Genomic DNA, 26,998 nt, shown 5'->3' with positions numbered 1-26,998 from the left:
GTTTTTAATAACCACTTAAAAAATAGCGCCTCGTGCGCTATTTTTTTGCTTGACGCTGATTAACTGCTTGCTTATTGTGTTAGCGCCATCACAACTATATTGATAAATATGATTCTAAACTGCCTGTTCTTTTTTGACTTATTTTTTCTCCAATAGATCTGGAGGCACTCTCGTTTTCGAAAGATAAGTCAGAAACGAACAGGAAGCCTCCCAATTGGGAGGCTTTTTTTATGAGGACAACAAGATGACTGAACAAAAATACTCACTCGATGATATTCGCTCACGTTTAAATGAGTTAGACGACGAACTGTTAAAGCTCTTATCGGAAAGAAGGCAAATGAGTATTGAGGTAGCCAAAAGCAAGGTTCAGACATCTAAACCTGTACGTGACGCTGATCGCGAGCAGCAACTTTTGGTAAAACTAATTAATGCAGGACGTGATAAATATAAGCTGGACGCTCAATATATAACAAAACTATTCCATACTATTATTGAAGATTCGGTTTTACTTCAGCAATCTTACCTACAAAACCTCGCTAACCCAGAGCTCAGTCGCAAACCGTTAGCTAGGGTCGCATTTCTAGGAGCAAAAGGGTCATATTCTCACCTTGCTAGCCTTGAATATTTCAGCCGAAAAAATACCGAGTTAATAGAACTCAACTGCCAGCATTTTAAAGAAGTTGCTCAAACGGTTGAATCTGGCCATGCGGACTATGGCGTTCTCCCGATTGAGAACACCAGCTCAGGTTCAATTAATGAGGTATATGATTTACTTCAACATACGACTTTGCACATTATTGGAGAAATTATTTTGCCAATAGATCACTGCTTAGTTGCCACATCGGACGTGCGAATAGAAGATATCAAAACACTTTACTCACATCCTCAACCACACCAGCAATGCAGTGAATTTCTGAGTCGATTTAAAAATATCACACTTAAATCATGCACAAGTACTGCTGATGCCATGAAAAAAGTAAAAGAAATAAATCAAAGCGATGTAGCAGCCATTGGCCATGCAGCAAGCGGTAAGCTTTATGGCTTACAACCTATACAGACAAATATTGCTAACCAAACCGAAAATCACACTCGCTTTATCATTGTTGCAAGAAAACCTGTGGAAGTATCCAGTCAAATACCAGCAAAAACAACTCTAATAATGTCGACTTCTCAAGAAGCAGGATCCTTGGTTGCAACCTTATTAGTTTTGCAAAAATATTCAATTAATATGAGCAAACTTGAATCTCGACCTATTATGGGGAACCCATGGGAAGAAATGTTTTACGTAGACTTAGAATCTCACCTTGAATCTAAACAAATGCAGAAAGCACTTCAAGAACTCACAAAACTAACTAAGCACCTAAAAGTTTTGGGATGCTATCCGAGCGAAAATGTGTCACCCACAAAAATAAGAAATGAATAAAAAAGGAATATAGATCAAATAAATAATCTCATATGACTGACACTGATCAGAAAAATATTTAATATAGTTACATCAGTTGCATATAAATGTAGTGTCAGTCATTTCAGGCATGTCATTTTGAGCGAATTTATCGGAGCATATGGAGCTTCACGTTTGACATGAGATCGCTATTTCTCCTTTTGCTTGCGTTCACCACGCAAAGCTTTTCAGCACAAACTAAAACACCAATAAATATTTACATGTGGGAAGATACGATCTCACCGTACGTCGTTGAGGATTGGGAATCATCAACAGGCATACCTCTCGAAGCCACACATTTTGATAATGATGATGAGCGCAGTTTGTTGATGATGAAAAGTCAGCAATTGCCCTTTGATGTAATGATTTTAGATAATGTCTCTGCCCAAATATACGGGCGCTTAGGTTTATTTAAGGATCTCAGTAACCTCAAAAACCGCGAACATAATGGAAAAAAGTGGCTACAAGCTTGTGGTGACTATGCAATCCCCTATTTTTGGGGAACAGTAGGAATAGCATATAGAAAAGATATAGTCCCAGCGCCACCAGCTACATGGGGCGAGTTTATTTCTCCTCCTAAAGTACTGGAAGGACGTATCGGAATGATCAATGACAGCATTGAAAGCTTTCTCCCAGTATTTTATAGCTTGGGCCTGACCCCAGATGAAGATAATCCAATACTTATAGAAGCGGCTTACCCTAAAATACAAGCCTTCAACACTAAAATACTAACATACGAGTATATATTGAGTTATGTAAGGGGGCCACAATACACCAATGATAATCTTGCCATGGCTTTAGCCTACAGTGGAGATCAATACTCTCTCAATCGCTATTTTGTCGGTGATAAATGGGCGTTTACTATTCCGGATGGTGAAATCTTCATCTGGATTGATTGCCTAGCGATCAATAAACGTTCATCTAACCCTGAAGGGGCACAAGCCTTTCTAGAATACATTATGGATCCCGATGTAGCTGCAAAAAATGCAATATTTATCAAAGCTTCAACTCCAAACCTTACCGCATTAAAACAAATGCCTGATTGGTATAAAAATGATGCATCATTGTTTCCAGCACAACAAAGAATAGATCAGGGTCGAGTTGATGTCGCACTGTCTCCTGAAAACATAAGCTTACGAACTAAAATACTCAATCGCATTCTAAAACGTCATGAAACTCAGTACTAGAGTACTGTTGCTAGTATCGCCAGTCATTCTAATCAGTGCTGCATTTTCTAGCTACGGTATATATAACAATCAAAAAGATGCGTTAGTAAAACGCGAAAATAGTTATCTTCAATTAACGATGGAAAAGTTGGCTGGGCATTTTCGTCAGTCTGTAGCTATATTAAACAGTTACTCTCTGACTCTAACGAAAAGCGATATCATACGCCATTATTTCATCAAGGAAGATAACCCATATCGCGAGATGGAACTCATCGATACGCTGCACACTACGCTCTCTAGCCTCCAAGTGAATAAAAACAGCGATGTGGCAGTAGCGATCCTCGATCATACTCGCAGTCCCTTGTTTTATGCCGATAACCAACTCGACCCGTTTTCAACGCTCGATAAAAAGGTGCATAATTTCGTCGAAGCTAATTATCGGTTGACTGGAAATGATTCCTTTATCGGATTTACCCAGAATCATCAGGGCCAGAGTGTCCTCATCCGCTACGATGTTCTCGATATAGACACCTTGATGTCTCCACTCAGTTATAATAAAGACCACTTCTTTTTTGTTGTCGTCTATTTGTCGTTAGATAAGTTCGATCAGCTCAAACATATTATCGAGTTTGACAATGATAGCAGTATCTTTTTCAGTGATTACCCTATTGTTAAATCAGGTTTAACACAATCGGTTGAGCTGTTGTCAGGTATTTATGCCGTTTTAGATCCTGCTCAATATTTACTCACAGAGCAACTTTATACAATTAAACAAAGGTTAGTACTCTTTTTTGGTGCTTCTACTGTTGTCACAATTTTTATTCTACTCTTTCTGCTACATAATCGGGTGATCAGTCCGATTACTTTTCTAGATAAACAGCTACAGCAAGTAGAGCAGCGCCAAAGCTGTAATATTCAGCGCCTTAACACTAGTGATGAGATTGGAAGACTATCAGCTAGATTCTACGACATGTATAAAGAGCTCAGTTCGATCTATCAAAAAACCAAGGCGATGGCTGAAAATGACCACTTAACCCAACTCGCAAACCGGTATCAATTTCGAATATGTGTAAATCAAACCATAAGAGATGATATTCTATGTAGTCAGGCTTGGATTTTGTATATTGATTTAGACAATTTTAAATACGTTAATGACAAATATGGTCATCATGTAGGTGATTCTCTCCTAATCAATTTCGCAGAGCACATTCGTAAAGTAAGCCACACCTATGAGCAAAAACAAGGCACAAAATGTCTAGCATCGAGATTATCCGGTGATGAATTTGCTATTTTTATCTCCTCTTCAACGCAGGATGATTACTCATACCAACTCGCCGAGGATATACTAGAGCCAATACAAAACTCTCAAGGCTCTCCTTTAGGCAATTTTCCTATCACTGCCAGTATAGGTATCGCAACCTACCCTAAAGATGGCCAAGATCTGGAAAAACTACTTTCCAATGCAGATACAGCTATGTATCAAGCAAAACGGGCAGGAAAAAATCAAATAGCTCGATATTCACAAGAGCTAGATGAGGTTGTGCGACGCAGAAATCAAATAGAGCAAGCGCTTAGAAACGGTGAGTTCGATGATGAATTTTCATTGATGTATCAACCCTACTTTGACCGTTCCGGTAAAAAAATTGTTGGTGTTGAGGCGTTACTGCGTTGGTTTTCACCTAATATGGGCAAAGTCAATCCGGCAGAGTTTATACCGATCTCGGAAAAAACTGGCCTATTTGGCAAAATTGATCGCTGGGTTATTCATCAGGCCTTCAAGGACTTCACGGCATTACAAAAGTGCTTTGAGTACCCTCTTCAACTATCAATCAACTTATCCTCTGCAGAATTGGACTCCCAGCTATTGGCCAGAGACATACAAAATGCAGCTCAAAAATTTCATGTGGAGCCAAGTTTAGTTGATTTCGAAATTACGGAAACCTTTGCTACTGACTCACAAAGCTACCCTCTTTTACACGAACTGTCTTTGATGGGCTTTAAGCTTGCTATTGATGATTTTGGTTCAGGTTATACCTCTATCACTCAACTAGTGGAGTATCCAGTACAAAAAATCAAACTCGACAGAGAATTTCTTACCACATTGATCAAAACTAAAAATCAGAAAGTCATTAAGCCATTGGTAGAGCTCTGTCACTCTCAGTCCATGATAGTGACAGCAGAAGGAATAGAATCTGTATCTATGTTAAACTGGCTGGCGGATAATCATTGTGATTATATGCAGGGTTATTTTCTATCTCCTCCTCTATCACTATCAGAGCTAAAGCTTATTAATCAATCGGAACATAGGTGTGAAGATGTCAACACAGAAAGTTGTTATCACTTCTCTTAACCCTGCGAAAAAAAAAGCTGTCGAAAGTGCTTTTAAGACTGTCTTTGGCGCACAGAGTTTTGAGTTTTTGGCAATTAAAGTGCCAAGTGGCGTTGCAGATCAACCTATGTGTAATAAAGAAACTCGCATGGGCGCTATTAACCGAGTACAAAATGCAAAAAAGTCCCAACCAAGTGCAGACTATTATGTGGGTCTAGAAGCAGGGATAGAAGGCAATACTACTTTTGCATGGATGGTTATAGAGTCAGCAACACAGAGAGGGGAGTCTCGTTCAGCCAGTTTGATGCTACCACCATTAGTATTAGAAAAACTGACTGATACGAACGAGCTCGGGGACGTGATGGATGAGGTGTTTGGCACCGAAAATATTAAACAAAAAGGCGGGGCTATCAGTTTGTTAACTCACGATCTTTTAACTCGTAGTAGTGTCTATCACCAAGCATTGATATTAGCGCTGGTCCCATTCACTAACCCTGAATACTTTCCCGACAAACGCTTGAATATCGAATAAGGCTATTCGATATTCAAGAGTGAGAGAATCTGCGCTTTTTCTGTTTCTGACTTTGATTTTAGCTCATTGGAGCCTCGAGTTATTGTCGCCACTCCCACACCCAACTTGTTACTTATCTGCCTTTGTGAAAGCTCCCCTTTAAGCAATTCACAACAAATATTTACACGCGCAATCAACGCCTCTCTCTCATCCGCAGTCAGTAGCATAGTGAGCAGTATCTCGTGTTGATTAGATTTAGCACTGCTTTTTACCAGATCTAAAATTTGTTGCCACTCATGATATTCGGTTTGTGTTGCCATTTACTGTATAGTTCCAAAGAATGCTCTAGACAAGTTGGGTCTACTGACCTTTTGATTAAATATTAGTTAAGGTGAAAACATATAAATCGCGCTAGTGGTTTAGAGATACTCTCTCACTTCGAAGCACTAATACCTGGTTTCAATCTCATGTTGATTTAGAAATGCACCATCTACTCCTAGCAAGTCACGATAGTATGTTTCAAACATCAAGATGTTTTGGACATAGCCACGTGTTTCTTTGAAGGGAATAGCCTCTATAAATGCATAGGCATCAAGCCGACCTTGAGTACGCTCTCGCCACGTTTTAACTCGATGTGGTCCCGCATTATACGCAGCAAGAGCAAAAACTCGATTATTATCGTATCTTTCTAGCAAACCTTTTAGATAGTGACTGCCAATTTCAATATTTTTCCCGACCTCATACAAATCATTACTACTACGATACATTAATTGATATTTACGTGCCGTATATTTAGCAGTAGACGGCATCACTTGCATAATGCCTCTGGCACCAACAGGCGATCGAGCTAATGCATCAAGTGCACTTTCTTGCCTAGCTAAAGACATCAAGGTGATAGGATCAATACTATGTTTTTCTCCATAAAAGTCGAACCACCACTGATGAGCTACAGGGAAACGCAGTTCAATATTATCCCACATTTTTGCTTGAATACTGGCTTTAACTGAAAGGTGGGACCACTGCTTGTTGGCAGCGTATGCTGCTAACATCTCTTTCTGCTCATCGTTAGCTCGGTCGAGTAACCATTGCCATTCATTTTTGGCTACTGCAACTTTATCACGCTCAATCAACTCTTCAATTCTAGTTAAAGCAGGTCGAAACGGTTGTACTGCCGCTTGCTGAAAAGAAATAGTAGAGACTGGGTAGTTAATAGAGCGTTTTATCTCTTTCGCCGCAGCAACACTGTAAAAGTTTCTCTGACCAACAATCTTCTCTAAACGTTGACTACCCTGTTTAAGTTTTCCTAGAGCCAGTTCGCTTCGCCCTAGCCAATATTGCCAACGCAAGCTTGCTTGCTTATTCTCAGGAAGTAAATCGATCCAATTAATGACTCCCTGCCAATCAGCGTCTTGTATTGCAAGACGTATACGTCTTTCTATTAGCTTATAGTTCGAAGATGTGGCTATTTTTTTATCACGCCAATGTCGCTGTAGTAGGGAGTCTGTATTGATTAATCGAAATGCTAGATAATCAGCTAATGGTTGAACTTGTTCCTTCGACATTTTTTTAGCAGAAACCACTTGCTCAAAAACACTAAAGGCTTTCTTACTATTCTTACGAGCAAGCTTTCTTATAGCCATTGCTGTCAGGGTTCGGTACCAATCATTATCTGGCTTATCAAACGCAAAATCGAGTACTTGTTCAGGGTGATTGAACAAGGTTTTCATTTCCTTAGCTTGCTGTCGCGCTTTCTTGGTTTTGAGTTGCTTTCTCAAAAAGTTCATCAAAGAGCCATTGCTCGTTTCGAATACAAGTTTCATTCGTTCAAGGATGTCTTGATCTGTCCTCCTCCCAGATCTATCCCAAACACTAAAAAGATCATCACACGCTTCAGAAATACTCTCTCCTGATAGCCATAGTTTTTTAGCTCCTGCGAAGGCTTTTTCTATATGTCCTGTTTTATATAAAGCGTAGTAATAATGACATTGATAACTTTCACCTCGAGGTTCGGCCGTTTGAAATGCAATCAGCTTTTTCCACTGTTTTTTATATGCAAGACTATCGATATAAGGAGCCCGTATCCGGCCAGAAAATGGAACCGTTTTGTAGTTTTCAATAAAGGTATCGACTTCTTCTGGTGTTCTATCTCCAATGTTAATCAAAAATGCTCGATAATCTGTATAGGGAGTAAGTGGATAGTCCTCTATTTGTTCACGAATATTAAAATACTGAGATACCTTCCCGGCATCCAACAAACGCTGAGCTTTATCATAGATAGTGCGCTGCTGCTGAAGGTCTCCAGCCAAAACAGGTAAAGCTATCATTGCGCTGCAAACCATTGTCCCCAACACAAGAGACAGTGACTGAATGCGATGCAGCGACTTAGGAAACGTTAGCGTCATAAGTTCTCATCCCAAAGAGAAGTTAAGGTTTAGTTCGCGGTTATATTCGATTAATACAACAATCCAAAACACGTTAGAAGAGAGCGTGTTGGTTAACTTTCACATCGGCCAAACTAGGCTAGTACGATTCTTTTTTGGGGTTATGATTAAAGGATAGTCATAAAAACAAGATCTGCATCACAAAAAGTAACCAATAGACTTCTTTCTCAAATTAGCAACGATGATGCGTTTACAAATTACTCTCAACATACCCACATTCTAAACAGAACCATCAATTTACTAGATAAAAATACTAATAAAATCATATCAATGTGAAGTTTCCCTATAAAATATCCATTATTACTAACAATAAAATCAGAACTATAATCTAGCTCTTAGAAGGTAACAAAGCATCTCGTCTTAGTATAAAATACCCTTCTACTTAAATTCATAGTCTAGGGACAATCGGCAATGGCTGAATACGTATATACCATGTCTCGGGTGAGCAAAGTTGTGCCACCGAAACGTCAAATTCTCAAAGATATATCTCTCAGTTTTTTTCCAGGAGCAAAAATCGGCGTTCTAGGTTTAAATGGTGCGGGTAAATCAACTTTGCTGCGTATCATGGCCGGAATTGATACAGATATAGATGGAGAAGCTCGCCCACAACCTGGATTAAACGTCGGCTACCTACCTCAGGAGCCAGTGCTTGATGAATCAAAAACGGTTCGAGAAATCGTTGAAGAGGCAGTATCTGACGTTGCAGGAGCAATGAAGAGATTAGATGAAGTTTACGCTGCCTACGCAGAGCCTGATGCCGATTTTGACGCTCTGGCAAAAGAGCAAGGCGAGCTTGAAGCATTAATACAAACAAAAGATGGACATAACCTAGAGAATGCTCTTGAAAGGGCTGCAGATGCATTACGTTTGCCCGACTGGGATGCCCAAATTAAACACTTATCTGGTGGAGAAAGGCGTCGAGTAGCAATTTGCCGTCTATTGCTTGAAAAACCTGATATGTTACTGCTTGATGAGCCAACTAACCACCTTGACGCAGAATCTGTAGCTTGGCTTGAACGCTTCTTAGTCGACTATACAGGAACTGTAGTTGCGATTACCCACGACCGTTACTTCTTAGACAACGCCGCTGGTTGGATCCTAGAGCTAGATAGAGGAGAAGGCATTCCTTGGCAAGGTAACTACACGTCCTGGTTAGAACAAAAAGACGCACGTTTACAACAAGAGGCTTCTCAAGAGAAAGCCAGACAAAAGACCATAGAAAAAGAACTAGAATGGGTGCGTCAAAATCCCAAAGGACGTCAAGCTAAATCTAAAGCCCGTATGGCACGATTCGAAGAGCTTCAGAGCAACGATCATCAAAAACGTAATGAAACTAATGAATTGTTCATTCCACCTGGTGAACGTCTAGGTGACAAAGTTATCGATGCAAAAAATATCTCTAAGTCATTTGATGGGCGTGTATTGATTGATGATTTATCCTTTAGTATTCCCAAAGGTGCAATCGTAGGAATCATTGGTGCTAACGGCGCAGGTAAGTCAACGTTATTTAAGATGCTAAGTGGCGTAGAACAGCCTGATTCAGGAAGCATTGAAATGGGTGATACCGTCAAACTCGCTTCGGTAGACCAGTTCCGTGACAGCATGGATGATACCAAATCCGTGTTTCAAGAAATCTCAGAAGGTGCTGACATTATCAAAATCAACAACTTCGAGATTCCTGCACGCGCATACTGTTCTCGCTTCAACTTCAAAGGCAGTGACCAACAGAAAATTATTGGCGATCTGTCAGGAGGTGAACGTAACCGAGTTCACCTAGCCAAACTGTTAAAAGCTGGCGGCAATGTATTATTACTTGACGAACCTACCAACGACCTAGACGTTGAGACGCTCAGAGCGTTGGAAGAAGCGCTGTTAGAATTCCCGGGCTGCGCTATGGTTATCTCCCACGACCGCTGGTTCTTAGATCGGATTGCAACCCACATTATTGACTATCGTGATGAAGGTCAGGTCAACTTCTACGAAGGTAACTATACTGAATATATGGAATGGCTGAAGAAAACGTTAGGCCCAGATGCAGCGGAACCTCATCGGATCAAATATAAGCGTATCACTAAGTAACATTCGCTTATCATTCGAAGTAAGGCCGCTTAGTTTAGCGGCCTTAATTTTTTCAACGTTACTGGAAACAAAGTCATAATCTCACCTTGTTGATTTTAAAGACTAAGTGGTAGTTATTCCTGATTAAAAACATAAATGTTAGGCACCACAGAGAGAGACAACCATGATAGAACGCCGACAATTTTCGCGTATTATTTACCAAACGCCAGCGGTTTTATCGCAAAACAATAAAGCAGTAGAATGCTTTATTTGCGATCTATCCCTACATGGATTACTACTCACGTCCGACAATGCAGATGAGCTAAGCCTTAATACCATGGTAGACGTAGAGTTTTCACTCCAAGATACTGATATCATTCTTGAGCTTGTAGGAAAAATTGTTGGTCTCAACAGCAATGTAATACGCCTAAGTATCGACCATATAGATATCGAAAGTATTGGTCACCTTAAAAGGTTAATCGAATTAAATGTGGGAGACGATGAACTGCTCCATCGAGATATAGAGCATTTAACCGATTTAGGAGAATACCACTAACGGGGAGGACACAAGATTGCAAGGAACGATCAATAGTCCAGAATCAAAGCCTGATTCAACACTAGAAGCCCCCTATTATATACCTAGGGAGCATTCACCGATAGTAGACTAAACTACTCCCTGTGGATAGAATCATTCGCCTGCTTTAGCAAGTTTTGGCTCTCATACATGAAGTGCTGGGAATAATCACCAAACCAATCACTGACTTGATTAAAGCTAGATACAAACGCCTGTTTATCGCGTTTTTCAAGCGTCTTGATTGCTTCACCAAAGCAGTAATGAAAGCGTTTAATCATTTGTATATTGTCATCAGATGAAAAAATAATATCAGCATACAGATTTGGATCTTGGCCAAATAAGCGCCCTACCATTGCCAGTTCAAGTCGATAAATAGGCGAACTGAGTGCAAGAAGCTTATCAATACTCGGGTTCTCTCGACTCAAATGTAAACCGTAAGCAAATGAAGTAAAGTGACGTAAAGCTTGAATGAATGTCATGCCGTGATCGTGTTCAGATGCATCCATGTCACGCAAACTCACGCCCCAGATAGAAAACTGTTTAAGTAACCATTGATATTCCACTTCACCTCGACCATTGCAATAGACAATGACTTGCTTGGCTAAACTAGGAACGTCAGGTCCGAACATAGGGTGCAGTCCTACAACTGGTCCTTGGTGAATATCAAGCATAGCCTGCAATGGCTTAGCCTTGATTGAGGTCAAATCACACAGAATACAGTTTTGGGGCAAATTACTCAGTTTACTAATAACGGTAAGCGTAAGATCAATCGGCACAGTGACAACCACTAAGCCAGCTGTCGCTAATATACCATCAGCTTGGTCCCAGTCATCACGACCAATGACTTCAACTTGGTAGCCGGATAACTTAAACATTTTACCAAACAATCGTCCTAGCTTGCCTTGGCCACCGACAATAACCACAGTTCCCAATTCTGGCTTCAAACACTTAAAACCAGCATCTTTCTCACTTGCATAAGATTCTCGCATAGTGCGGCGTAAAATATCTTCAATCAGTTGAGGGGGAACCCCTATTTTCTCGGCTTCTTCACGACGTGAGGCTAACATGGCCGCTTCACGATCTGGAACGTATATAGGTAAACCATGAATACTTTTTACCTCACCAACCTTCTCTACCAAAGACAAGCGTTGTGCCAGCAAATCAAGAATTTTCTTATCTACAGCATCGATTTGATCGCGCAGTTCGTTTAATTCAATGGCCATTAATATTCCTTCTTAATCTCTCACTAACCTTTAAGTCGCTGCTCTAAAAATGGGACCAGTTCACTATGTGCTCGACGCAATAGTGCCTCAGTCTCGCCCCAATTAATACAAGCATCGGTAATTGAGACTCCATATTTCATTTGATTGAATGGAATATCTGAAGCTTGATTACCTTCATTTATGTGGCTTTCAATCATCAAACCTATGATAGATTTATTACCTTCACGGATTTGATGAATCACGTCTTCAGCAACCAGTGGCTGGCGACGGAAGTCTTTACGAGAGTTCGCGTGACTGCAATCAACCATTAAGGATGGAGATAGTCCTGCTTTATCCATCTCCAACTCGCACTCTGTAACAGATACTGAATCATAGTTGGTCTGCTTTCCGCCACGCAAAATCACATGACCATCAGAATTTCCTTGAGTTGTTAACAATGCCACTTGCCCTTCACGACTGATCCCCATGAATCTATGGCTGGAAGACGCCGCTTGCATAGCATTTATTGCTGTAGATAAACTACCGTCTGTACCATTTTTAAATCCGATTGGCATTGATAGACCACTAGCCATTTCACGGTGAGTTTGAGATTCTGTTGTTCTCGCGCCAATTGCGGCCCAGCTAAAAGTATCAGCGAGATACTGAGGGCTTATAGGATCGAGAGCTTCAGTAGCAAGAGGGATTTCCATTTCAGCCAAATCCACCAATAACCTTCGGCCAACGTGTAATCCTTGCTCTATATCAAATGATCCATCAAGTTGAGGATCATTAATTAATCCTTTCCACCCCACAGTGGTTCGAGGCTTTTCAAAGTAGACTCGCATCACAAGATAAATTTGATCATTTAATTGCTCAGAAAGTGCTTTCAAGCGTCTAGCATAATCTTTGGCTGCATCAATATCATGAATTGAGCATGGTCCACAGACAACCAACAAACGATGATCTTTTTTATGAATAATGTCCGATATTGTCTGCCGAGACTGTTGAATAAAATGGCGAGCCTTTTCACTTAACGGCAACTTTGCTTTAAGTTCCTCAGGAGTGATAAGCACCTGCTCTTCGGTAATATTTATATTGCTCAATTCACTTTTTTGCATAACCACACTTCGTACATTTATATTTACACCAATTCACCTCACTCCTGCTAAGCAGGGTAGAAACACCATATCAGGCTTTAATTAAAACTCAAGGTGTAAATCAAAAAAAACAGTGTAAATAATCATATACATTCATGACTGGTAATGTGTTTGATCGCTTCTGATGCATCTTTCCACTCTTGACTACGATAAAGTTCGTCAAGTTTAAACGATTGTTTCTTTACCAAGCCGATAGCCTGTGGAACTTGGCTTATTGGCAAATTGTCTAGCACCTCAACTTGAGCATCACGTTGGTTGCAAACAAGCACCATGTCACAGCCGGCGGCTAATGATTTTTGCGCACGCTCAGCAACACTGCCCATGACTGCCGCACCTTCCATCGTCAAATCATCAGAAAAAACAATACCTTTAAAACCTAACCGTTCTCTTAATACCTTCTGTAGCCAATATTCAGATCCACTCGCTGGATTCGGATCAAAATGAGGAAAAATGACATGAGCTGGCATCATTGCATCAAGTAAATTGTTTTTTATCTGAGCATCAAAAATTGCCATGTCCTGCTCAAATATTGACTCTCGATAATCATGAGGCGTTTCAAGATGAGAGTCTTCTGTTACGCCACCATGACCTGGAAAATGCTTCCCTGTTGTCGACATTCCAACAGACTTCATTCCACGCATAAACGCACTACTATGACGAACTATGGAATCAATACTTTCACCAAAAGAACGACTGCCGATCGCTTTTGATTGGTGACCTTTATCGAGAACCGGGGCAAAACTAAGATCGATATCATGAGCAATCAATTCAGCGGCCATGAGCCACCCACCTAACTCAGCTAGCTTTTCACCTTGGTGCTGCTTAGCGTATTGTTCTGCTGCTGGAATTTTAGAAAAGCCCTGTTTAAAACGCTGTACTCTTCCCCCTTCCTGATCGACACCAATTAAAATAGGCCTCTTAGCAGCAATACGGATGGACTGATTTAGTGCTATCAGCTGCTCATTATCAAAATAATTTCGAGAAAAGAGTATGACTCCTCCCACTGTCGGGTGTTGAAGAATCTCTTTATCTTCCGCCGTCAGTTCACACCCTTCTATATCAAGCCACAAAGGTCCCATACAGTTTGCCCTCATTATTTAAATAATTATCGAAGTATTATCCTTGCTGAGATACAAAGATAATAACAAGACTTTGATAGTATCGGCAGAAGCTTTGTTTTGGTATCTCATTTTTCAAATCCCAAATTGAATTGATCAGGCACCTCGCTCCTAAGCTATTGATAATAAGTTCCCATAAGTCATTAAATAATGCCTTATCTATCGCTTTTTCGTGCTATATCATCGCATACTATGTACTAGGAGACATTTTAGGAAAACAGTGTTCAATGAAAAAAGAGCAATACATTGGCATTATGTCTGGGACCAGCCTAGATGGCATCGATGTTGTGTTAACAGAAATATCTGATGGCAAAGTAGAATTAATAGAGGCTAAAAGCTTTGAATATCCGGATGTAATCAAGCAACACGTCTTAAGTGTATCCCTTGGCCAGAGTACAGATCTAACCAAACTCGGCAAATTAGATAATCAACTAGGTCACCTCTATGCTGAGTCCGTTCTGGCGCTCCTAAAAGAAACGGGAGTGGACAAAGAAAGAGTTACTGCCATTGGTAATCATGGTCAAACGGTTTTTCACCAGCCTACAGGGAAAACGCCATTTACCATACAGCTGGGTGATGCCAATATCATTGCTGCGAGAACAGGAATTACTACCGTAGCAGACTTTAGACGCAAAGATATAGCACTGGGAGGTCAAGGCGCGCCATTGGTCCCAGCCTTTCATGACGCTCTATTTCGCTCACAAGAATTCACCACTGTGGTGCTGAATATCGGCGGCATTGCCAACATTTCTGTACTGAGCCCAGAGCAATCGGTGCTCGGTTATGATACGGGCCCTGGCAATCTACTAATGGATGCTTGGTGTGCGAAACATAAAGATTTGCCTTATGACAAGGATGCTGTTTTTGCCTTGCAAGGGAGTGTGCACACTCCTTTATTAGATGAGCTGCTAGCCGAACCTTATCTGACAAAACCATCTCCCAAGAGTACCGGGCGTGAGCTGTTTAATCTGACATGGCTAGGCAAGGTATTAGAAAAATACTCATGCTCAGCTGAAGATGTACAAAGAACTTTATGCGAATATACAGCTCAAACCATTTGCAATGAAGTTAAAAGATACGATAACAATAGTCGGCAAAGACTCCTAGTCTGTGGCGGTGGAGCTAAGAACCCTTTATTAATGAAACGATTGAAGGCGCTTTTACCGCTCTGGTCGGTTGAATCAACAGAATCGGAGGGAATTGATAGTCAAAATATTGAAGCGATGGCGTTTGCTTGGCTTGCCTATCGCCGCATGCATAACCTACCGAGCAACATACCACAAGTCACGGGGGCAAGTCGCTTGGCTTCTCTTGGTGTCGTATATTTTGCCGATTAGTTCTAGTTATATGTAAGGAAGATCATGACAAACGACGCATTGATTAACGCACTTTCTCATTTGATATCAGAAGGTCGTAATCCAGATACCATGGACATTGATACCCTCTCATCATTGGACATTGTTGAGCGTATTAACCAGCAAGATAAGCTAGTACCTCTCGCTGTCGAAAAAGTTCTACCAGAGATAGCACAAGCCGTCGATAAAATCACTGACGCCTTTAAAATTGGTGGCCGACTGATATATATGGGCGCTGGAACAAGTGGTCGTTTAGGTATATTAGATGCCTCTGAGTGCCCCCCAACCTTTGGCGTTTCTGATGATATGGTGGTTGGATTAATTGCTGGTGGTAAAGAAGCAATATTAAAAGCTCAAGAAGGAGCAGAGGATTCACCATCGCTAGGGGAGCAAGATTTAAAAGGTATTAAACTTTCCCATCAAGATGTACTAGTTGGCATCGCGGCTAGCGGGCGCACTCCATATGTCATTGGCGGGCTAGACTACGCCAATAAGGTAGGCGCAACAAGCATTGCATTATCTTGTAATCCACAATCTCCGATTGCCAATATTGCCAATATCGCGATATGCCCTGTTGTTGGACCAGAAGCATTAACCGGCTCCACTCGACTAAAATCAGGAACGGCACAAAAACTCGTACTCAATATGTTGACAACAGCAAGCATGATACGCTTAGGCAAAAGCTACCAAAATTTAATGGTCGATGTGAAAGCGACTAACGCTAAGCTGGTTGCAAGAGCCACACGCATTGTCATACAGGCAACCGATTGTAATCAGCAACAAGCCCAAGACACGCTAAAAAAAACCGACTACGACGTTAAACTCGCTATTTTGATGATATTAACTGGTCTAGACAAAGAGTCAGCTAAAGAACAGCTAAGCCTTCAACATGGTTACTTGAGGAAAGCTGTCATTGAACAAACAAGCGGGAGTTAACATAAATAATGCGCCTAACTTTAAATTAGGCACTTGGTAATATTGGCGATGTAACAGGTTCAATTTTAAATGAGTTAATTGGAATACTCATTCCAGCCACGCTGCCATTCCATGCGAAACTTTTGCGCATCATCACTTCCTTCACAGACACCATCATAGTGCTGACCTGTAAGTCCTATTTGGTAGGCATGATTTGGATTGCAAAACTCTTCTAATCCAACCATATAACCTTGTTCATAGTCACTATGCTTTGTACTTCCTAGTTTAGCAAGCTCGCTTATGGAACGCTGATTATTACCTCGAATACCATCTTGATAACCTATCGTGTACCAATCACCTTGTTGGGCAAGCTGCTCTGTAGTGACTGCGCAAGCAAATAGCGTAGTTAGCATAATGAGAAGGGTTAGTTTTTTCACAATGTTTCCTAGTTTGTCTATCAAGTACCTAACGGATGCCAAGGGATAATGTCAATTGCCGCCGTTTGCGTCAACACCTCTATTACTCAACTTTCTAGATCCTAAACAAAGTAATAAAAACGGATTTGTTAAGAACAATAACCGAGCTAACAGAACCTAATGACATGGATATGTATTATATCGACTCATAACTTACTTATCACTGTGGAGCAAGTGTCATGATTTGGTTTTTAAGCTGTGTTGCAGCACTCGTTGGAGGCTACTTCCTCTATGGAACATTTATCGAAAAAATTTTTCGTATTAACGTAGAACGTCAAACTCCAGCACACAGTAAACCTGACGGAGTTGATTATGTGCCCATGTCAACTAAAAAGGTTTATCTAGTTCAGTTACTCAATATCGCAGGCGTAGGCCCTATTTTTGGCCCAATAATGGGTGCTTTATATGGCCCTGCAGCCATGCTGTGGATAGTCATTGGCTGTATTTTTGCGGGCGCTGTACACGACTATTTCTCTGGTATGTTGTCAGTACGCAATGGCGGGGCATCTATACCGACAATTACTGGGAAATACCTAGGCAAAAGCGCCAAACACTTTATGAATATTTTTGCGATTGTCTTACTGCTACTGGTTGGTGTTGTATTCGTTTCAGCCCCTGCTGGCATGATCACTAATCTTATCAACGACCAAACTAACCTATCGGTTAGCATGACAACAACTGTCATCGCTATCTTTATTTATTATATTGTCGCTACCCTCGTCCCTGTAGATAAAATAATCGGTCGGTTTTACCCACTGTTTGGTGCATTACTCCTTTTCATGTCTATTGGTTTAATCAGTGCAGTTACACTATCAAGTGAACACACGCTAATGGGGAGCTTTCAAGTCAAAGACATGTTTACCAATCTAAATCCAAACGATATGCCTCTATGGCCAGCATTATTTATTACTATTGCTTGTGGTGCTATATCTGGCTTCCATGCGACTCAATCACCACTCATGGCTCGCTGTATGGAGAATGAGCGCAATGGACGATTTGTCTTTTATGGCGCGATGATTGGTGAAGGAGTCATTGCCCTTATTTGGTGCGCACTTGCTCTGTCCTTCTTCGACAATTTAGAGGCTCTATCACAAGCGGTAAGTACCGGAGGACCCGGAAACGTTGTCTATAGTGCGTCTTTGGGCTTACTAGGGGTATTTGGTGGCGTCATGGCTTTTTTGGGAGTGGTCATTTTGCCAATTACCTCAGGAGATACTGCCTTTCGTTCAAGTCGTCTGATATTAGCTGAATACTTCAACATGGAGCAGAAAACACTCACTAACCGACTGATAATAGCTGCCCCACTCTTTATTATCGGTGGCATACTGACCCAAATCGATTTTGGGATCATTTGGCGATATTTTGGATTCGCGAATCAAACCACGGCAGTGATGATGCTATGGACAGCATCAGCTTACTTAGTTCGCCAAAATAAACTCCATTGGGTAACCACGATTCCCGCGATCTTTATGACAACGGTTGTGATCAGTTTTATTCTCAATAGCAGCACTCTTGGATTGGGTCTTGCTATAGACATATCAACCGCCGTTGGTCTTATCTGTTCAGTTATGACAACTCTTTATATCACCAAGCTTCCAAAACAGACTCAACAAGATGAAGGTGAACAAAGCGATACTGAAACCGAAAAGCTAGCATAGTCGATAAAAAAGGCTCCTTGGGAGCCTTTAAATATGTAAGTAATACTCATGACTGGAAAAAGCACAGTAAGAGCGACAAGCCAGACTAATCAACTTGTTTGATTTGTAGCTCTTTCGGTACTTCGAAGAACATATTTTCTTCTCTACCTTGTACTTCTTCTACCGTCCGGGTTCCAATCAAGTCTTGAATTCGTTCGAGGATCTTGTTCACAAGCTCTTCAGGTGCAGAGGCTCCAGCGGTAACACCGACTTTTACTTTGCCTTCTAACCATTCAGGCTCGATATCTTCAGGACAATCGGTCAAATAGCCAGGAGTACCCAACTTTTCAGCCAATTCCTTTAATCGAGTAGAGTTAGATGAGTTTTTCGACCCTACGACAATCACAACATCAACATCGACTGCCATATCTCGCACGGCATCTTGGCGGTTTTGGGTTGCGTAGCAAATATCGTCTTTGCGAGGGCCTTGGATATGTGGAAAAACCCGACGAAGCTCTTCAATCACATCCGCAGTTTCGTCAACGGACAAGGTTGTTTGGCTCACATAATGCAAGTGAGTAGGGTCTTTAACTTTGTCGACAAGTCCAATAACATCTGCTGGTGTTTCAACCAAATATATACCACCCTGATCGCTTGCGTATTGTCCCATAGTTCCTTCGACTTCAGGATGTCCAGCATGGCCAATCAAGACAACTTCCATATGCTTACGGCTCGCGCGCGCAACCTCCATATGGACTTTGGTGACTAGTGGGCAAGTTGCATCAAAAACCGTTAAATCTCTCTCTTTAGCTTCCTTTCGAACTGCTTGCGAAACACCATGAGCAGAAAAAATCACGATATTATCATCTGGAACTTCGCGTAACTCTTCAACAAAAACAGCGCCTCTTTGCTTCAGCCCTTCCACAACAAATCGGTTGTGAACGACTTCATGACGGACATAAATCGGTGGCTGATAGAGCTCCAATGCACGCTCGACAATACTTATTGCACGATCGACACCTGCACAAAAACCACGTGGGTTAGCTAAAAGAATTTTCATTTCATTGCTCATAATGAGTCTATTGTTACTTCAGTTCATTATTCTACTGACAAAATTTCAACTTCAAAAGTCACATCTTGACCAGCAAGAGGATGATTAAAGTCTACCGTTACTGAATCACCTGCGATTTCAGTAATGATTCCCGGTATTTCCACGCCATCAGGGCCGGAAAATGCCATAACTGTTCCGATTTCCACTTCTGCGTCACCGACAAACTTAGCTCGGTCCATATAGTGGACATTATCAGGGTTTGGAGCGCCAAATGCATCTTTAGCTTGCAGCTCAACAGTTTTTTGCTCCCCAACCTTCAAACCTAACAAACATTGTTCAAAGTTTTCACTCAGACTGCCATCACCCATAACGAACTTAGCTGGTTTGCCCATGTTATAGGTACTATCAGCGACAGAACCATCTTGAAGTTTGATCGTAAAATGCAGGGTCACTGCAGATTGTTGGACAATAGTCGTCACAATATTATTTCCTTGATACTATTTAGAGTTCTCAATTTACAGAGAGCTCAAGCATAAACGCATCACTTTGTTACCAAAAGTAAGCGTAAATTTAACCAATCTCTTGGCCTTTCTTATTACGGAAGCCATCCAGAATAATCATCACAGCACCAATACAAATTGCACTATCGGCAAGGTTGAACGCTGGCCAATGATAACTTCCCCAGAAGAAGTCCAAGTAGTCAACCACAAAACCATGTACAACGCGATCAAATACATTACCGACTGCTCCGCCAATGATTAGGGCGTAAGCAATGTTGTTCCATTTCTCTTTAGCTGAAAGTTTACTCATCCAGTAGGTTAGTAGACCCGTGACCCCAAAGGCAATACCTGTAAATAACCAGCGTTGCCAACCTGCTTGATCACTTAAAAAACTAAATGCAGCCCCATAGTTATGGACATAGAGTAAATTAAAAAAAGGTAACACCTCGATACGATTAGCCCAGCCATAACCCATGGTGTCCATGACTACGAGTTTAATACCAATGTCGATAAGAAAAATAACCATGGCAACCCACAGCCAGCGCACTCCAGAATTCTTAAGAGTTAATGCTTGTTCGTTCATACCATTCCTAAAACTAGCCCCAGTAAAGACTGGGGCTATCGATTGACTAAAAAGTTCCGAATGAAGCTAACATTCGCTTGTTAAGCGAACTTACGCACTTCACCCTCTCCTTCCACGTTAGATACGCAGCGACCACAGATTTTTTCATGACCATCAATACTGCCTACATCAGGTGAATGATGCCAGCAACGATCACATTTATCTGCATCTACCACTGACACCTCAACAAATAGCCCCTCAATATCGGTAGCCTGTGCTGCATCCGATTTCTCACTGATAGGTCTTACAAGCGCTGCTGAAGTGAGCAACACAAAACGCAATTCGTTGGCCAGCTTATTTACTTTTTCTGCAATAGCATCATCAGCGTATAAAATCACTGAAGCCTGCAATGCACTACCTATAGTTTTGTCATTTCGAGCAGCTTCTAGCAGTTTATTTACTGAGCCTCTAATAGTCTGAATGTCAGACCAAAATTCATTATTTAGTGCTTCACCATCGGCAAGACCAAACAAACCATCGAACCATTCACCTGTGAAAACAAATTTGTCACGTTCACCTGGCATCTCATTCCAAATTTCGTCTGCAGTAAATGACATAATTGGCGCCATCCAACGGACCAGAGCTTCAACAATATAGTAAAGTGCTGTTTGACAACTACGCTGGGCATGCCCACCACGTTTAGCCGTGTACTGACGATCTTTAATGATATCAAGGTAGAAAGAACCCATTTCGATCGAGCAGAATTGCATTAATCGCTGTGTTACCCCATGAGTATTGTACTCATCGTAAGCTTTAATGATTTCTTCTTGAGCTGCAAGTGCACGTCCAACAGCCCAGCGATCTAACGCCACCATGTCTTCTGCTGCAACAATATCCGTTTCAGGATTAAAGCCACTAAGATTGGCCAAGAAGAATCGAGCAGTGTTACGAATGCGGCGATAAGCATCAGCGCTGCGTTTTAAAATCTCATCAGAAACGGCCACTTCGCCAGTATAATCTGTTGACGCTACCCATAAGCGCAAAATATCCGCACCGAGCTTGTTAGTCACATCTTTCGGAGCAACAACATTACCAATAGATTTAGACATCTTGCGGCCTTGACCATCAACCACAAATCCATGAGTTAGGACTTGTTTGTATGGCGCTTCGCCCTTCATCGCTATCGATGAAATGAGCGACGACTGGAACCAACCTCTGTGTTGGTCAGAACCTTCAAGGTATAAGTCTGCACTATGACCCTTGTATTCTTCACGAGCATCAACAACAGAATAGTGAGTCACACCTGAATCAAACCATACATCAAGTGTATCCAGCACTTTTTCGTACTTGGCTGCATCATCACCTAGTAAGTCTGAAACTTCCAGATCCCACCATGCTTGGATACCTTTTTGTTCAACTAGCTTAGCAATTTGTTCAATCAACTCTGATGTATTTGGATGCAATTCAGCCGTTTCTTTATGAACAAACAGTGCTATTGGCACACCCCAAGTACGTTGACGAGAGATACACCATTCAGGACGGCCTTCAATCATCCCCTCAATACGGCTTTGCCCCCATTCAGGCATCCATTCAACGCCTTTGATAGATTCAAGCGCTTTGCTACGCAGCCCAGCTTGATCCATAGACACAAACCACTGCGGTGTGGCGCGGAAAATAATAGGGGTTTTATGGCGCCAACAATGCGGATAGCTATGTTCATAAGCATGGTGATGAAGTAACGCGCCTTTTTCTTTTAGCGTTTCAACAACAGCATCATTTGCTTTAAACACATGTTGACCAGCAAACCGCTCAGTATCTGGTAGGTAAACACCATTAGAGCCAACAGGGTTTGCTACTTCTAAATCATATTTGTTACCCACCGCGAAGTCTTCTTGGCCATGACCTGGGGCGGTATGAACCACACCTGTACCAGATTCAGTGGTGACATGATCGCCAAGGATAGCAGGCACGCTAAAGTCGTAAAACGGGTGATCAAACTTAGACAGTTCAAGATCACTCCCTTTAGCAAAACCGAGGTTGTGATAATGCTCAACACCAACGCGATCCATCACATCTTTAGCCAGCTCAGACGCAACGATAATACGCTCAGGGTTTTCCCCTTCCACTTGAACTAATACGTATTCAAGGTCATCACGCAGACATACTGCTCGGTTTGCAGGCAGTGTCCAAGGTGTTGTGGTCCAAATAACGATGGAAATATTACCGTGGCCTTCATGACCTTCCGTCAACGAGAACTTAGACAGTAAAGCCGCCTCATCACTGGCTTTAAAGCGAACATCGATAGATGGGGATACTTTATCTTTATACTCGACTTCTGCTTCAGCCAGTGCACTACCACAGTCCGTACACCAATGGACAGGTTTAAAACCTTTTAGAAGGTGGCCATTATCGGCAATCTTACCGAGTGCACGAATGATATTGGCTTCTGTAGCAAAATCCATAGTGCGGTATGGTTTATCCCACTCACCCATAATACCAAGGCGCTTAAAGCTCTCTTTTTGGCCCTCAACTTGACCAGCGGCATACTTACGGCACTCTTCACGAAATTCAGCAGAAGAGATCTTTTGTCCCGGTTTACCTTTCTTTTTTTCTACCATTAGTTCGATTGGTAGGCCATGACAATCCCAACCCGGAATGTACGGTGCATCAAAACCAGAAAGTGTTTTGGATTTAATAATAATGTCTTTAAGAATCTTATTTAGTGCGTGGCCAATATGAATGTCACCATTCGCGTATGGAGGACCATCGTGTAGAACGAAAGATTTTTTGCCTTTCTTCGCCTTACGGATTTCTCCGTAAAGGTCTTCTTTATACCAACGCTTAAGCATTTCTGGCTCACGATTAGCCAGATTGCCACGCATTGGAAACCCTGTTTCAGGAAGGTTCAGGGTATCTTTATACTCACTCATCGATTCTTAATTCCGTTGTGTTGGGTGACAGTTAGACATTATGCCAAGCAGCGAACTAAACCGCTTGGTCTTTATACTGACGCAGCCACACCCTTGCTGCATCAGCATCCAATTTAATTTGTTGTTTTAGTAAGTCAAAAGACTCAAATTTTTGCTCATCTCGAATTTTATTTAACAAGACGATCTCAAGCTGTTTCCCGTATAAATCTGCATCAAAGTCAAATAAATGAACTTCTAATTGCTGGCGAATACCATTCACCGTTGGCCGAGTGCCTATATTTGCAACGCCACCTATCGGTCGCTCATCTAGACCAAGAACATGAACGGTATACACTCCTGCGACTGGTGAGACGCAACGTTTAAGTGGAATATTCGCGGTAGGAAAACCTATGGTTCTGCCTAACTTTCTACCATGAGCAACTCTACCACTGATGCTGTAATTTCGCCCCAGCATCTTTGAAGTGAGTGGTAGGTTATCACTCGCTAAGGCTTCTCGTATTGCCGTACTACTGATACGCAGTTGCTGCAGACAAAAGCTATGGGTATTCACCACCTCGAAACCATGTTCCTTCCCGGCTGCTTGTAACATTGCAAAGTTACCTTGCCGCTCTCGACCAAAGCAAAAATCATCTCCAACGACCAGAAACTTAACACCCAATCGCCTTACCAACAAGTCACTAATAAAGTCTTGGGCAGTTTGATTAGCAAAACCATGGTTGAAATTGACACACAGCAGGCGGCTAATATCGAGTTTATTTAATTGAGTAAACTTATCTCTCAAACGAGTTAATCGAGCTGGCGCTTTATCTTTAGCAAACAGCTCCAATGGCTGCGGTTCAAAGGTCATGACGGTCGAGGGCAAACCGATTTCTTTTGCCTTATCAGATAGTTTATTTAAAACAACCTGATGGCCAAGATGTACTCCATCAAAGTTACCTATCGTCAGAACACACCCCGCATGATGTGCTTTGATATTGTGGATACCTCGAATCAATTCCATTCAGCGCGTCTAAGTCCTATTAGCTTCAAATTTAATACTACGTGAAACCGACAGATTATATACTAATCATCCTTGCTGTGTCGCGGCTTTTAAATCTTTTAAACGTATACCCATAATCAAAAGCGAAATTACATAAACCGCAGCGCCTCCGCCGATCAAAAGGAATAGCCAAATAACTCGATTAGATAAGCTCCAATTTAACCAGACGGATATATCTTCTAGTTGCCATAAAATAGCGCCAGCCATCAAACCACCAGCAAGGATCGATTTGACAATGAAAACCATAGTTCGTCGAGTCAATTGATATACTTCGGCTAGGTGGAGACCTCTATATAACAATGACATATTCACCAAAGCAGATAATGCTGTTGCGATGGCTAGACCAACATACCCATAGAACCAAGCGAATATAGCGTTAAACACCATATTGGTTACCATGGCGATAATTCCGTACTTAACAGGCGTTTTGGTATCTTGGCGCGAATAGTAACCCGGAGCGAGAACCTTAATCAGCATAAAGTTAAGCAGACCAGAGGCATAAGCCATCAAAGACATGGAGGCTCGTTCAACGTCCGCAGGGCTAAACTCCCCACGCATAAAAAGAACCATTAGCATAGGCTTAGCTAGCACCATCAAACCTAAAGTGGCTGGAACACCGAGCAAGACGACCATGCGAACTCCCCAATCCATAGTCTGAGAAAAGCCAACACTATGAGAATCTACGTGCTTTCGTGACAAAGCAGGTAAAATGACGGTAGCAATAGCGATACCAAACAAGCCTAAAGGGAATTCAAGTAAGCGATCTGAATAATAAAGCCAACTAATTGAACCCGTTTGCAAGAAGCTGGCAATAAAGGTATCAAACAACAAATTAATCTGACTAACAGACACACCAAATAAAGCGGGGATCATTAGTGTCCGAATTTTAACTACTCCAGGGTCCTTCCATCCCCAAGCAGGTTTAACAAACACTCCAGCTTTGACCAAAAAAGGAATTTGGAATAAAAATTGAACCAAACCGCCCAAAAACACGCCAATTGCCAAACCTACCTCAGGCTGAGATATCCTTGGCGATATATACCAAGCCGATAAAATGATCATTACATTGAGGAAAACAGGCGTAAATGAAGAGACGGCAAATTTTCCCAAGGTATTTAATATCGCACCAGATAGAGCAACAAAGGTGATAAACCACAGATAAGGAAAAGTAATCTTGAGCATAAAGCTCGCCAACTCAAATTTTCCGGCAGAAGGGCCACCATTAACCCAATCAAGAAACCAACCAAAGCCAAATAAAGCGGTAACGGCGCCTGAGCATAAAACGCCTAAGACGGTGACGATAGACACTAGAACACCTAAAGTACCCGCTGCTCTCGCGATTAATTGACGTGTTTTATCCATATCACCCGTTGCATGATATTCCGTCAGGACGGGCACAAAGGCTTGGGAGAAAGCGCCCTCGGCAAATAAACGACGCAGAAAGTTGGGGATTTTATTGGCAAAAAAGAACACATCCGCACTTGCGCCAGCTCCCATTAAATTCGCCACAACAACATCGCGCACTAGCCCAAGCACGCGAGAGATAAAAGTCATAGCACTAACAATTAGTCCTGATTGGAGTAGACGTTTACTCACAGCCACCTCGAAAGTCATGTAATACTGATAATTGAGCTCTACTCTACAACAGGAATGTCAGTGCTAGAGTAGATTAGTATTAGCAATGAAAAAAAAATACTGATAGAATCCCCGCCATCTTAACCGTGAAGACCCCTCTAATCCAAAATTTGTTTGGCTTCGATTGGTTTTTGCACAAATCATTTGACATTTAAGTGCAAATGGGGGATATTCCTCGCCCTTAAATTGTCACCGAACTTAAGTTTTTGGGAGTTAGACCCTTGGCAAATAGTAAATCTGCTAAGAAGCGCGCTATCCAAGCTGAGAAACGTCGCCAGCACAATGCTAGCCGTCGTTCAATGATGCGCACTTACATGAAGAAAACTGTTGCTGCTATCGAAGCAGGCGACAAAGCTGCTGCAACTGAAGCTTTTGCTACAGTTACACCAATCCTAGACCGTATGGCAACTAAAGGCCTTATTCATAAGAATAAAGCTGCTCGCCACAAGTCTCGTTTCGCTGCTGCAATCAAAGCTCTTTAATTTGACTCTGATTCCTTTAGCGAAAAAAACCGGCCTAGGCCGGTTTTTTTATATTCTGGAAAGCTAAGTTTATACCTCTGCTGTCTCTGCGCAATATAGGTTATGAAGAAGATGAATCATAGACTTAACTTCTTCACTACTTAACGTGTAAAACACGGTTTGTGCCTCTTTGCGAGTGTTCACTAAACCATCACGACGTAACCATGCTAAATGCTGCGATAATGCCGATTGGCTTAACTCTAACTGACTACATAACTCGCCAACAGAAAGTTCTTGATTATGCAATAAGCATAAAATTTGCAGGCGTCTTTCATTTGCCATGGCTTTAAGTAGTACCACCGCTTTGGCAGAATTCTTTTCCATTTCTTTTAAATTCATCGGCTAGCACCTCTTAAGACAACATAACAACTCGAGCCTGT

The 26,998-nt window shown here is 41.7% G+C and carries 23 protein-coding genes and 1 other annotated feature; of the genes, 10 read left to right on the top strand and 13 right to left on the bottom strand.

Annotation, left to right across the window (positions count from 1 at the left end; translation table 11 throughout):
* Nucleotides 1-110: 110 nt before the first annotated feature.
* Nucleotides 111-232, top strand: a sequence feature (Phe leader region).
* 12 nt (nt 233-244) lie between these two features.
* The 4 genes from pheA (at nt 245) to yjjX (ending at nt 5,468) form a co-directional block, all read left to right on the top strand.
* Entirely contained in the window at nt 245-1,423 is a 1,179-nt protein-coding gene (gene pheA / locus AAFM34_RS02805; protein ID WP_341659760.1) for a prephenate dehydratase, read from the top strand.
* A 158-nt stretch (nt 1,424-1,581) separates the two neighbouring features.
* Nucleotides 1,582-2,628, top strand: coding sequence for a spermidine/putrescine ABC transporter substrate-binding protein (locus AAFM34_RS02800; protein WP_341659758.1), 1,047 nt, complete (start codon nt 1,582-1,584; stop codon nt 2,626-2,628).
* The gene (locus AAFM34_RS02795) at nt 2,612-4,957 is read left to right on the top strand and encodes an EAL domain-containing protein (protein WP_341659756.1); all 2,346 of its coding nucleotides are present in this window, start codon (nt 2,612-2,614) and stop codon (nt 4,955-4,957) included. Before AAFM34_RS02800 ends, AAFM34_RS02795 begins: the two co-directional genes overlap by 17 nt.
* Nucleotides 4,923-5,468: an inosine/xanthosine triphosphatase gene (gene yjjX, locus AAFM34_RS02790; protein ID WP_341659754.1), complete on the top strand. Its 546-nt coding sequence runs from the start codon at nt 4,923-4,925 to the stop codon at nt 5,466-5,468. The genes AAFM34_RS02795 and yjjX overlap by 35 nt, the downstream gene beginning before the upstream one ends.
* Before the next feature lie 2 nt (nt 5,469-5,470).
* Here the strand turns inward: yjjX and trpR are convergent, their stop codons facing one another.
* Together trpR and sltY are read right to left on the bottom strand one after the other, a co-directional pair.
* Nucleotides 5,471-5,767: a trp operon repressor gene (gene trpR, locus AAFM34_RS02785; RefSeq protein WP_341659752.1), complete on the bottom strand. Its 297-nt coding sequence runs from the start codon at nt 5,765-5,767 to the stop codon at nt 5,471-5,473.
* A gap of 126 nt (nt 5,768-5,893) precedes the next feature.
* Nucleotides 5,894-7,849 (bottom strand): murein transglycosylase, encoded by a 1,956-nt coding sequence (sltY, locus tag AAFM34_RS02780; RefSeq protein WP_341659750.1) that lies wholly within the window; start codon nt 7,847-7,849, stop codon nt 5,894-5,896.
* A 450-nt stretch (nt 7,850-8,299) separates the two neighbouring features.
* On the opposite strand from sltY, the gene ettA reads away from it, so the two are divergent.
* Nucleotides 8,300-9,967: an energy-dependent translational throttle protein EttA gene (ettA, locus tag AAFM34_RS02775; RefSeq protein WP_341659748.1), complete on the top strand. Its 1,668-nt coding sequence runs from the start codon at nt 8,300-8,302 to the stop codon at nt 9,965-9,967.
* Between the two features lie 163 nt (nt 9,968-10,130).
* Complete coding sequence (locus AAFM34_RS02770; RefSeq protein WP_341659746.1) at nt 10,131-10,502, top strand: PilZ domain-containing protein; 372 nt, start codon at nt 10,131-10,133, stop codon at nt 10,500-10,502.
* 113 nt (nt 10,503-10,615) lie between these two features.
* Here AAFM34_RS02770 and tyrA read toward each other — a convergent pair whose 3' ends face one another.
* The 3 genes from tyrA to nagZ form a co-directional block, all read right to left on the bottom strand.
* Nucleotides 10,616-11,743, bottom strand: a complete 1,128-nt coding sequence (gene tyrA, locus AAFM34_RS02765; RefSeq protein WP_341659743.1) for a bifunctional chorismate mutase/prephenate dehydrogenase — start codon at nt 11,741-11,743, stop codon at nt 10,616-10,618.
* Nucleotides 11,744-11,766: 23 nt separating this feature from the next.
* Nucleotides 11,767-12,840 (bottom strand): 3-deoxy-7-phosphoheptulonate synthase, encoded by a 1,074-nt coding sequence (locus AAFM34_RS02760; RefSeq protein WP_341659742.1) that lies wholly within the window; start codon nt 12,838-12,840, stop codon nt 11,767-11,769.
* Nucleotides 12,841-12,962: 122 nt separating this feature from the next.
* The gene (gene nagZ / locus AAFM34_RS02755) at nt 12,963-13,958 is read right to left on the bottom strand and encodes a beta-N-acetylhexosaminidase (protein WP_341659740.1); all 996 of its coding nucleotides are present in this window, start codon (nt 13,956-13,958) and stop codon (nt 12,963-12,965) included.
* Nucleotides 13,959-14,224: 266 nt separating this feature from the next.
* Here nagZ and AAFM34_RS02750 point away from each other — a divergent pair, with 266 nt between their 5' ends.
* A complete protein-coding gene (locus AAFM34_RS02750; protein ID WP_341659738.1) occupies nt 14,225-15,334 on the top strand; it encodes an anhydro-N-acetylmuramic acid kinase in 1,110 nt (369 codons plus the stop codon).
* Nucleotides 15,335-15,358: 24 nt separating this feature from the next.
* Complete coding sequence (murQ, locus tag AAFM34_RS02745; protein WP_341659736.1) at nt 15,359-16,288, top strand: N-acetylmuramic acid 6-phosphate etherase; 930 nt, start codon at nt 15,359-15,361, stop codon at nt 16,286-16,288.
* Nucleotides 16,289-16,362: 74 nt separating this feature from the next.
* Here the strand turns inward: murQ and AAFM34_RS02740 are convergent, their stop codons facing one another.
* Nucleotides 16,363-16,704, bottom strand: coding sequence for a DUF2799 domain-containing protein (locus AAFM34_RS02740; RefSeq protein WP_341659734.1), 342 nt, complete (start codon nt 16,702-16,704; stop codon nt 16,363-16,365).
* A gap of 218 nt (nt 16,705-16,922) precedes the next feature.
* Between AAFM34_RS02740 and AAFM34_RS02735 the strand changes: the two genes are divergently transcribed.
* Entirely contained in the window at nt 16,923-18,401 is a 1,479-nt protein-coding gene (locus tag AAFM34_RS02735) for a carbon starvation protein A (protein ID WP_341659732.1), read from the top strand.
* A gap of 85 nt (nt 18,402-18,486) precedes the next feature.
* On the opposite strand, the gene ispH is transcribed toward AAFM34_RS02735, so the two are convergent.
* From ispH to murJ, 6 genes are all read right to left on the bottom strand, one after another.
* Complete coding sequence (ispH, locus tag AAFM34_RS02730) at nt 18,487-19,452, bottom strand: 4-hydroxy-3-methylbut-2-enyl diphosphate reductase (protein ID WP_341659730.1); 966 nt, start codon at nt 19,450-19,452, stop codon at nt 18,487-18,489.
* A gap of 26 nt (nt 19,453-19,478) precedes the next feature.
* Nucleotides 19,479-19,910, bottom strand: a complete 432-nt coding sequence (gene fkpB, locus AAFM34_RS02725; RefSeq protein ID WP_341659728.1) for an FKBP-type peptidyl-prolyl cis-trans isomerase — start codon at nt 19,908-19,910, stop codon at nt 19,479-19,481.
* 91 nt (nt 19,911-20,001) lie between these two features.
* Nucleotides 20,002-20,514 carry a signal peptidase II gene (gene lspA / locus AAFM34_RS02720; protein ID WP_341659725.1) on the bottom strand — a complete coding sequence of 171 codons (513 nt, stop codon included), beginning with the start codon at nt 20,512-20,514 and terminating at the stop codon, nt 20,002-20,004.
* Nucleotides 20,515-20,594: 80 nt separating this feature from the next.
* Nucleotides 20,595-23,423, bottom strand: coding sequence for an isoleucine--tRNA ligase (ileS, locus tag AAFM34_RS02715; protein ID WP_341659723.1), 2,829 nt, complete (start codon nt 23,421-23,423; stop codon nt 20,595-20,597).
* 55 nt (nt 23,424-23,478) lie between these two features.
* Complete coding sequence (ribF, locus tag AAFM34_RS02710) at nt 23,479-24,423, bottom strand: bifunctional riboflavin kinase/FAD synthetase (protein ID WP_341659721.1); 945 nt, start codon at nt 24,421-24,423, stop codon at nt 23,479-23,481.
* A gap of 66 nt (nt 24,424-24,489) precedes the next feature.
* Nucleotides 24,490-26,058 carry a murein biosynthesis integral membrane protein MurJ gene (gene murJ, locus AAFM34_RS02705; protein ID WP_341659719.1) on the bottom strand — a complete coding sequence of 523 codons (1,569 nt, stop codon included), beginning with the start codon at nt 26,056-26,058 and terminating at the stop codon, nt 24,490-24,492.
* Nucleotides 26,059-26,318: 260 nt separating this feature from the next.
* Here murJ and rpsT point away from each other — a divergent pair, with 260 nt between their 5' ends.
* Nucleotides 26,319-26,579, top strand: coding sequence for a 30S ribosomal protein S20 (gene rpsT, locus AAFM34_RS02700; protein WP_004410238.1), 261 nt, complete (start codon nt 26,319-26,321; stop codon nt 26,577-26,579).
* Nucleotides 26,580-26,648: 69 nt separating this feature from the next.
* Here the strand turns inward: rpsT and AAFM34_RS02695 are convergent, their stop codons facing one another.
* The gene (locus tag AAFM34_RS02695) at nt 26,649-26,957 is read right to left on the bottom strand and encodes a metalloregulator ArsR/SmtB family transcription factor (RefSeq protein WP_341659714.1); all 309 of its coding nucleotides are present in this window, start codon (nt 26,955-26,957) and stop codon (nt 26,649-26,651) included.
* Nucleotides 26,958-26,998 lie beyond the last annotated feature (41 nt).

The organism is Vibrio sp. (genome assembly GCF_038138445.1).
In the GTDB taxonomy this organism is placed as follows: Bacteria; Pseudomonadota; Gammaproteobacteria; order Enterobacterales; family Vibrionaceae; genus Vibrio.
This window is presented reverse-complemented; position numbering and strand designations above follow the sequence as displayed.

Bases quoted from the DNA above. Each gene is read 5' to 3' on its own strand.
- pheA (WP_341659760.1), top strand. From the start codon at position 245: ATGACTGAACAAAAATACTCACTCGATGATATTCGCTCACGTTTAAAT.
- AAFM34_RS02800 (WP_341659758.1), top strand. From the start codon at position 1,582: ATGAGATCGCTATTTCTCCTTTTGCTTGCGTTCACCACGCAAAGCTTT.
- AAFM34_RS02795 (WP_341659756.1), top strand. From the start codon at position 2,612: ATGAAACTCAGTACTAGAGTACTGTTGCTAGTATCGCCAGTCATTCTA.
- yjjX (WP_341659754.1), top strand. From the start codon at position 4,923: ATGTCAACACAGAAAGTTGTTATCACTTCTCTTAACCCTGCGAAAAAA.
- trpR (WP_341659752.1), bottom strand. From the start codon at position 5,767: ATGGCAACACAAACCGAATATCATGAGTGGCAACAAATTTTAGATCTG.
- sltY (WP_341659750.1), bottom strand. From the start codon at position 7,849: ATGACGCTAACGTTTCCTAAGTCGCTGCATCGCATTCAGTCACTGTCT.
- ettA (WP_341659748.1), top strand. From the start codon at position 8,300: ATGGCTGAATACGTATATACCATGTCTCGGGTGAGCAAAGTTGTGCCA.
- AAFM34_RS02770 (WP_341659746.1), top strand. From the start codon at position 10,131: ATGATAGAACGCCGACAATTTTCGCGTATTATTTACCAAACGCCAGCG.
- tyrA (WP_341659743.1), bottom strand. From the start codon at position 11,743: ATGGCCATTGAATTAAACGAACTGCGCGATCAAATCGATGCTGTAGAT.
- AAFM34_RS02760 (WP_341659742.1), bottom strand. From the start codon at position 12,840: ATGCAAAAAAGTGAATTGAGCAATATAAATATTACCGAAGAGCAGGTG.
- nagZ (WP_341659740.1), bottom strand. From the start codon at position 13,958: ATGGGACCTTTGTGGCTTGATATAGAAGGGTGTGAACTGACGGCGGAA.
- AAFM34_RS02750 (WP_341659738.1), top strand. From the start codon at position 14,225: ATGAAAAAAGAGCAATACATTGGCATTATGTCTGGGACCAGCCTAGAT.
- murQ (WP_341659736.1), top strand. From the start codon at position 15,359: ATGACAAACGACGCATTGATTAACGCACTTTCTCATTTGATATCAGAA.
- AAFM34_RS02735 (WP_341659732.1), top strand. From the start codon at position 16,923: ATGATTTGGTTTTTAAGCTGTGTTGCAGCACTCGTTGGAGGCTACTTC.
- ispH (WP_341659730.1), bottom strand. From the start codon at position 19,452: ATGAGCAATGAAATGAAAATTCTTTTAGCTAACCCACGTGGTTTTTGT.
- lspA (WP_341659725.1), bottom strand. From the start codon at position 20,514: ATGAACGAACAAGCATTAACTCTTAAGAATTCTGGAGTGCGCTGGCTG.
- ileS (WP_341659723.1), bottom strand. From the start codon at position 23,423: ATGAGTGAGTATAAAGATACCCTGAACCTTCCTGAAACAGGGTTTCCA.
- ribF (WP_341659721.1), bottom strand. From the start codon at position 24,423: ATGGAATTGATTCGAGGTATCCACAATATCAAAGCACATCATGCGGGG.
- AAFM34_RS02695 (WP_341659714.1), bottom strand. From the start codon at position 26,957: ATGAATTTAAAAGAAATGGAAAAGAATTCTGCCAAAGCGGTGGTACTA.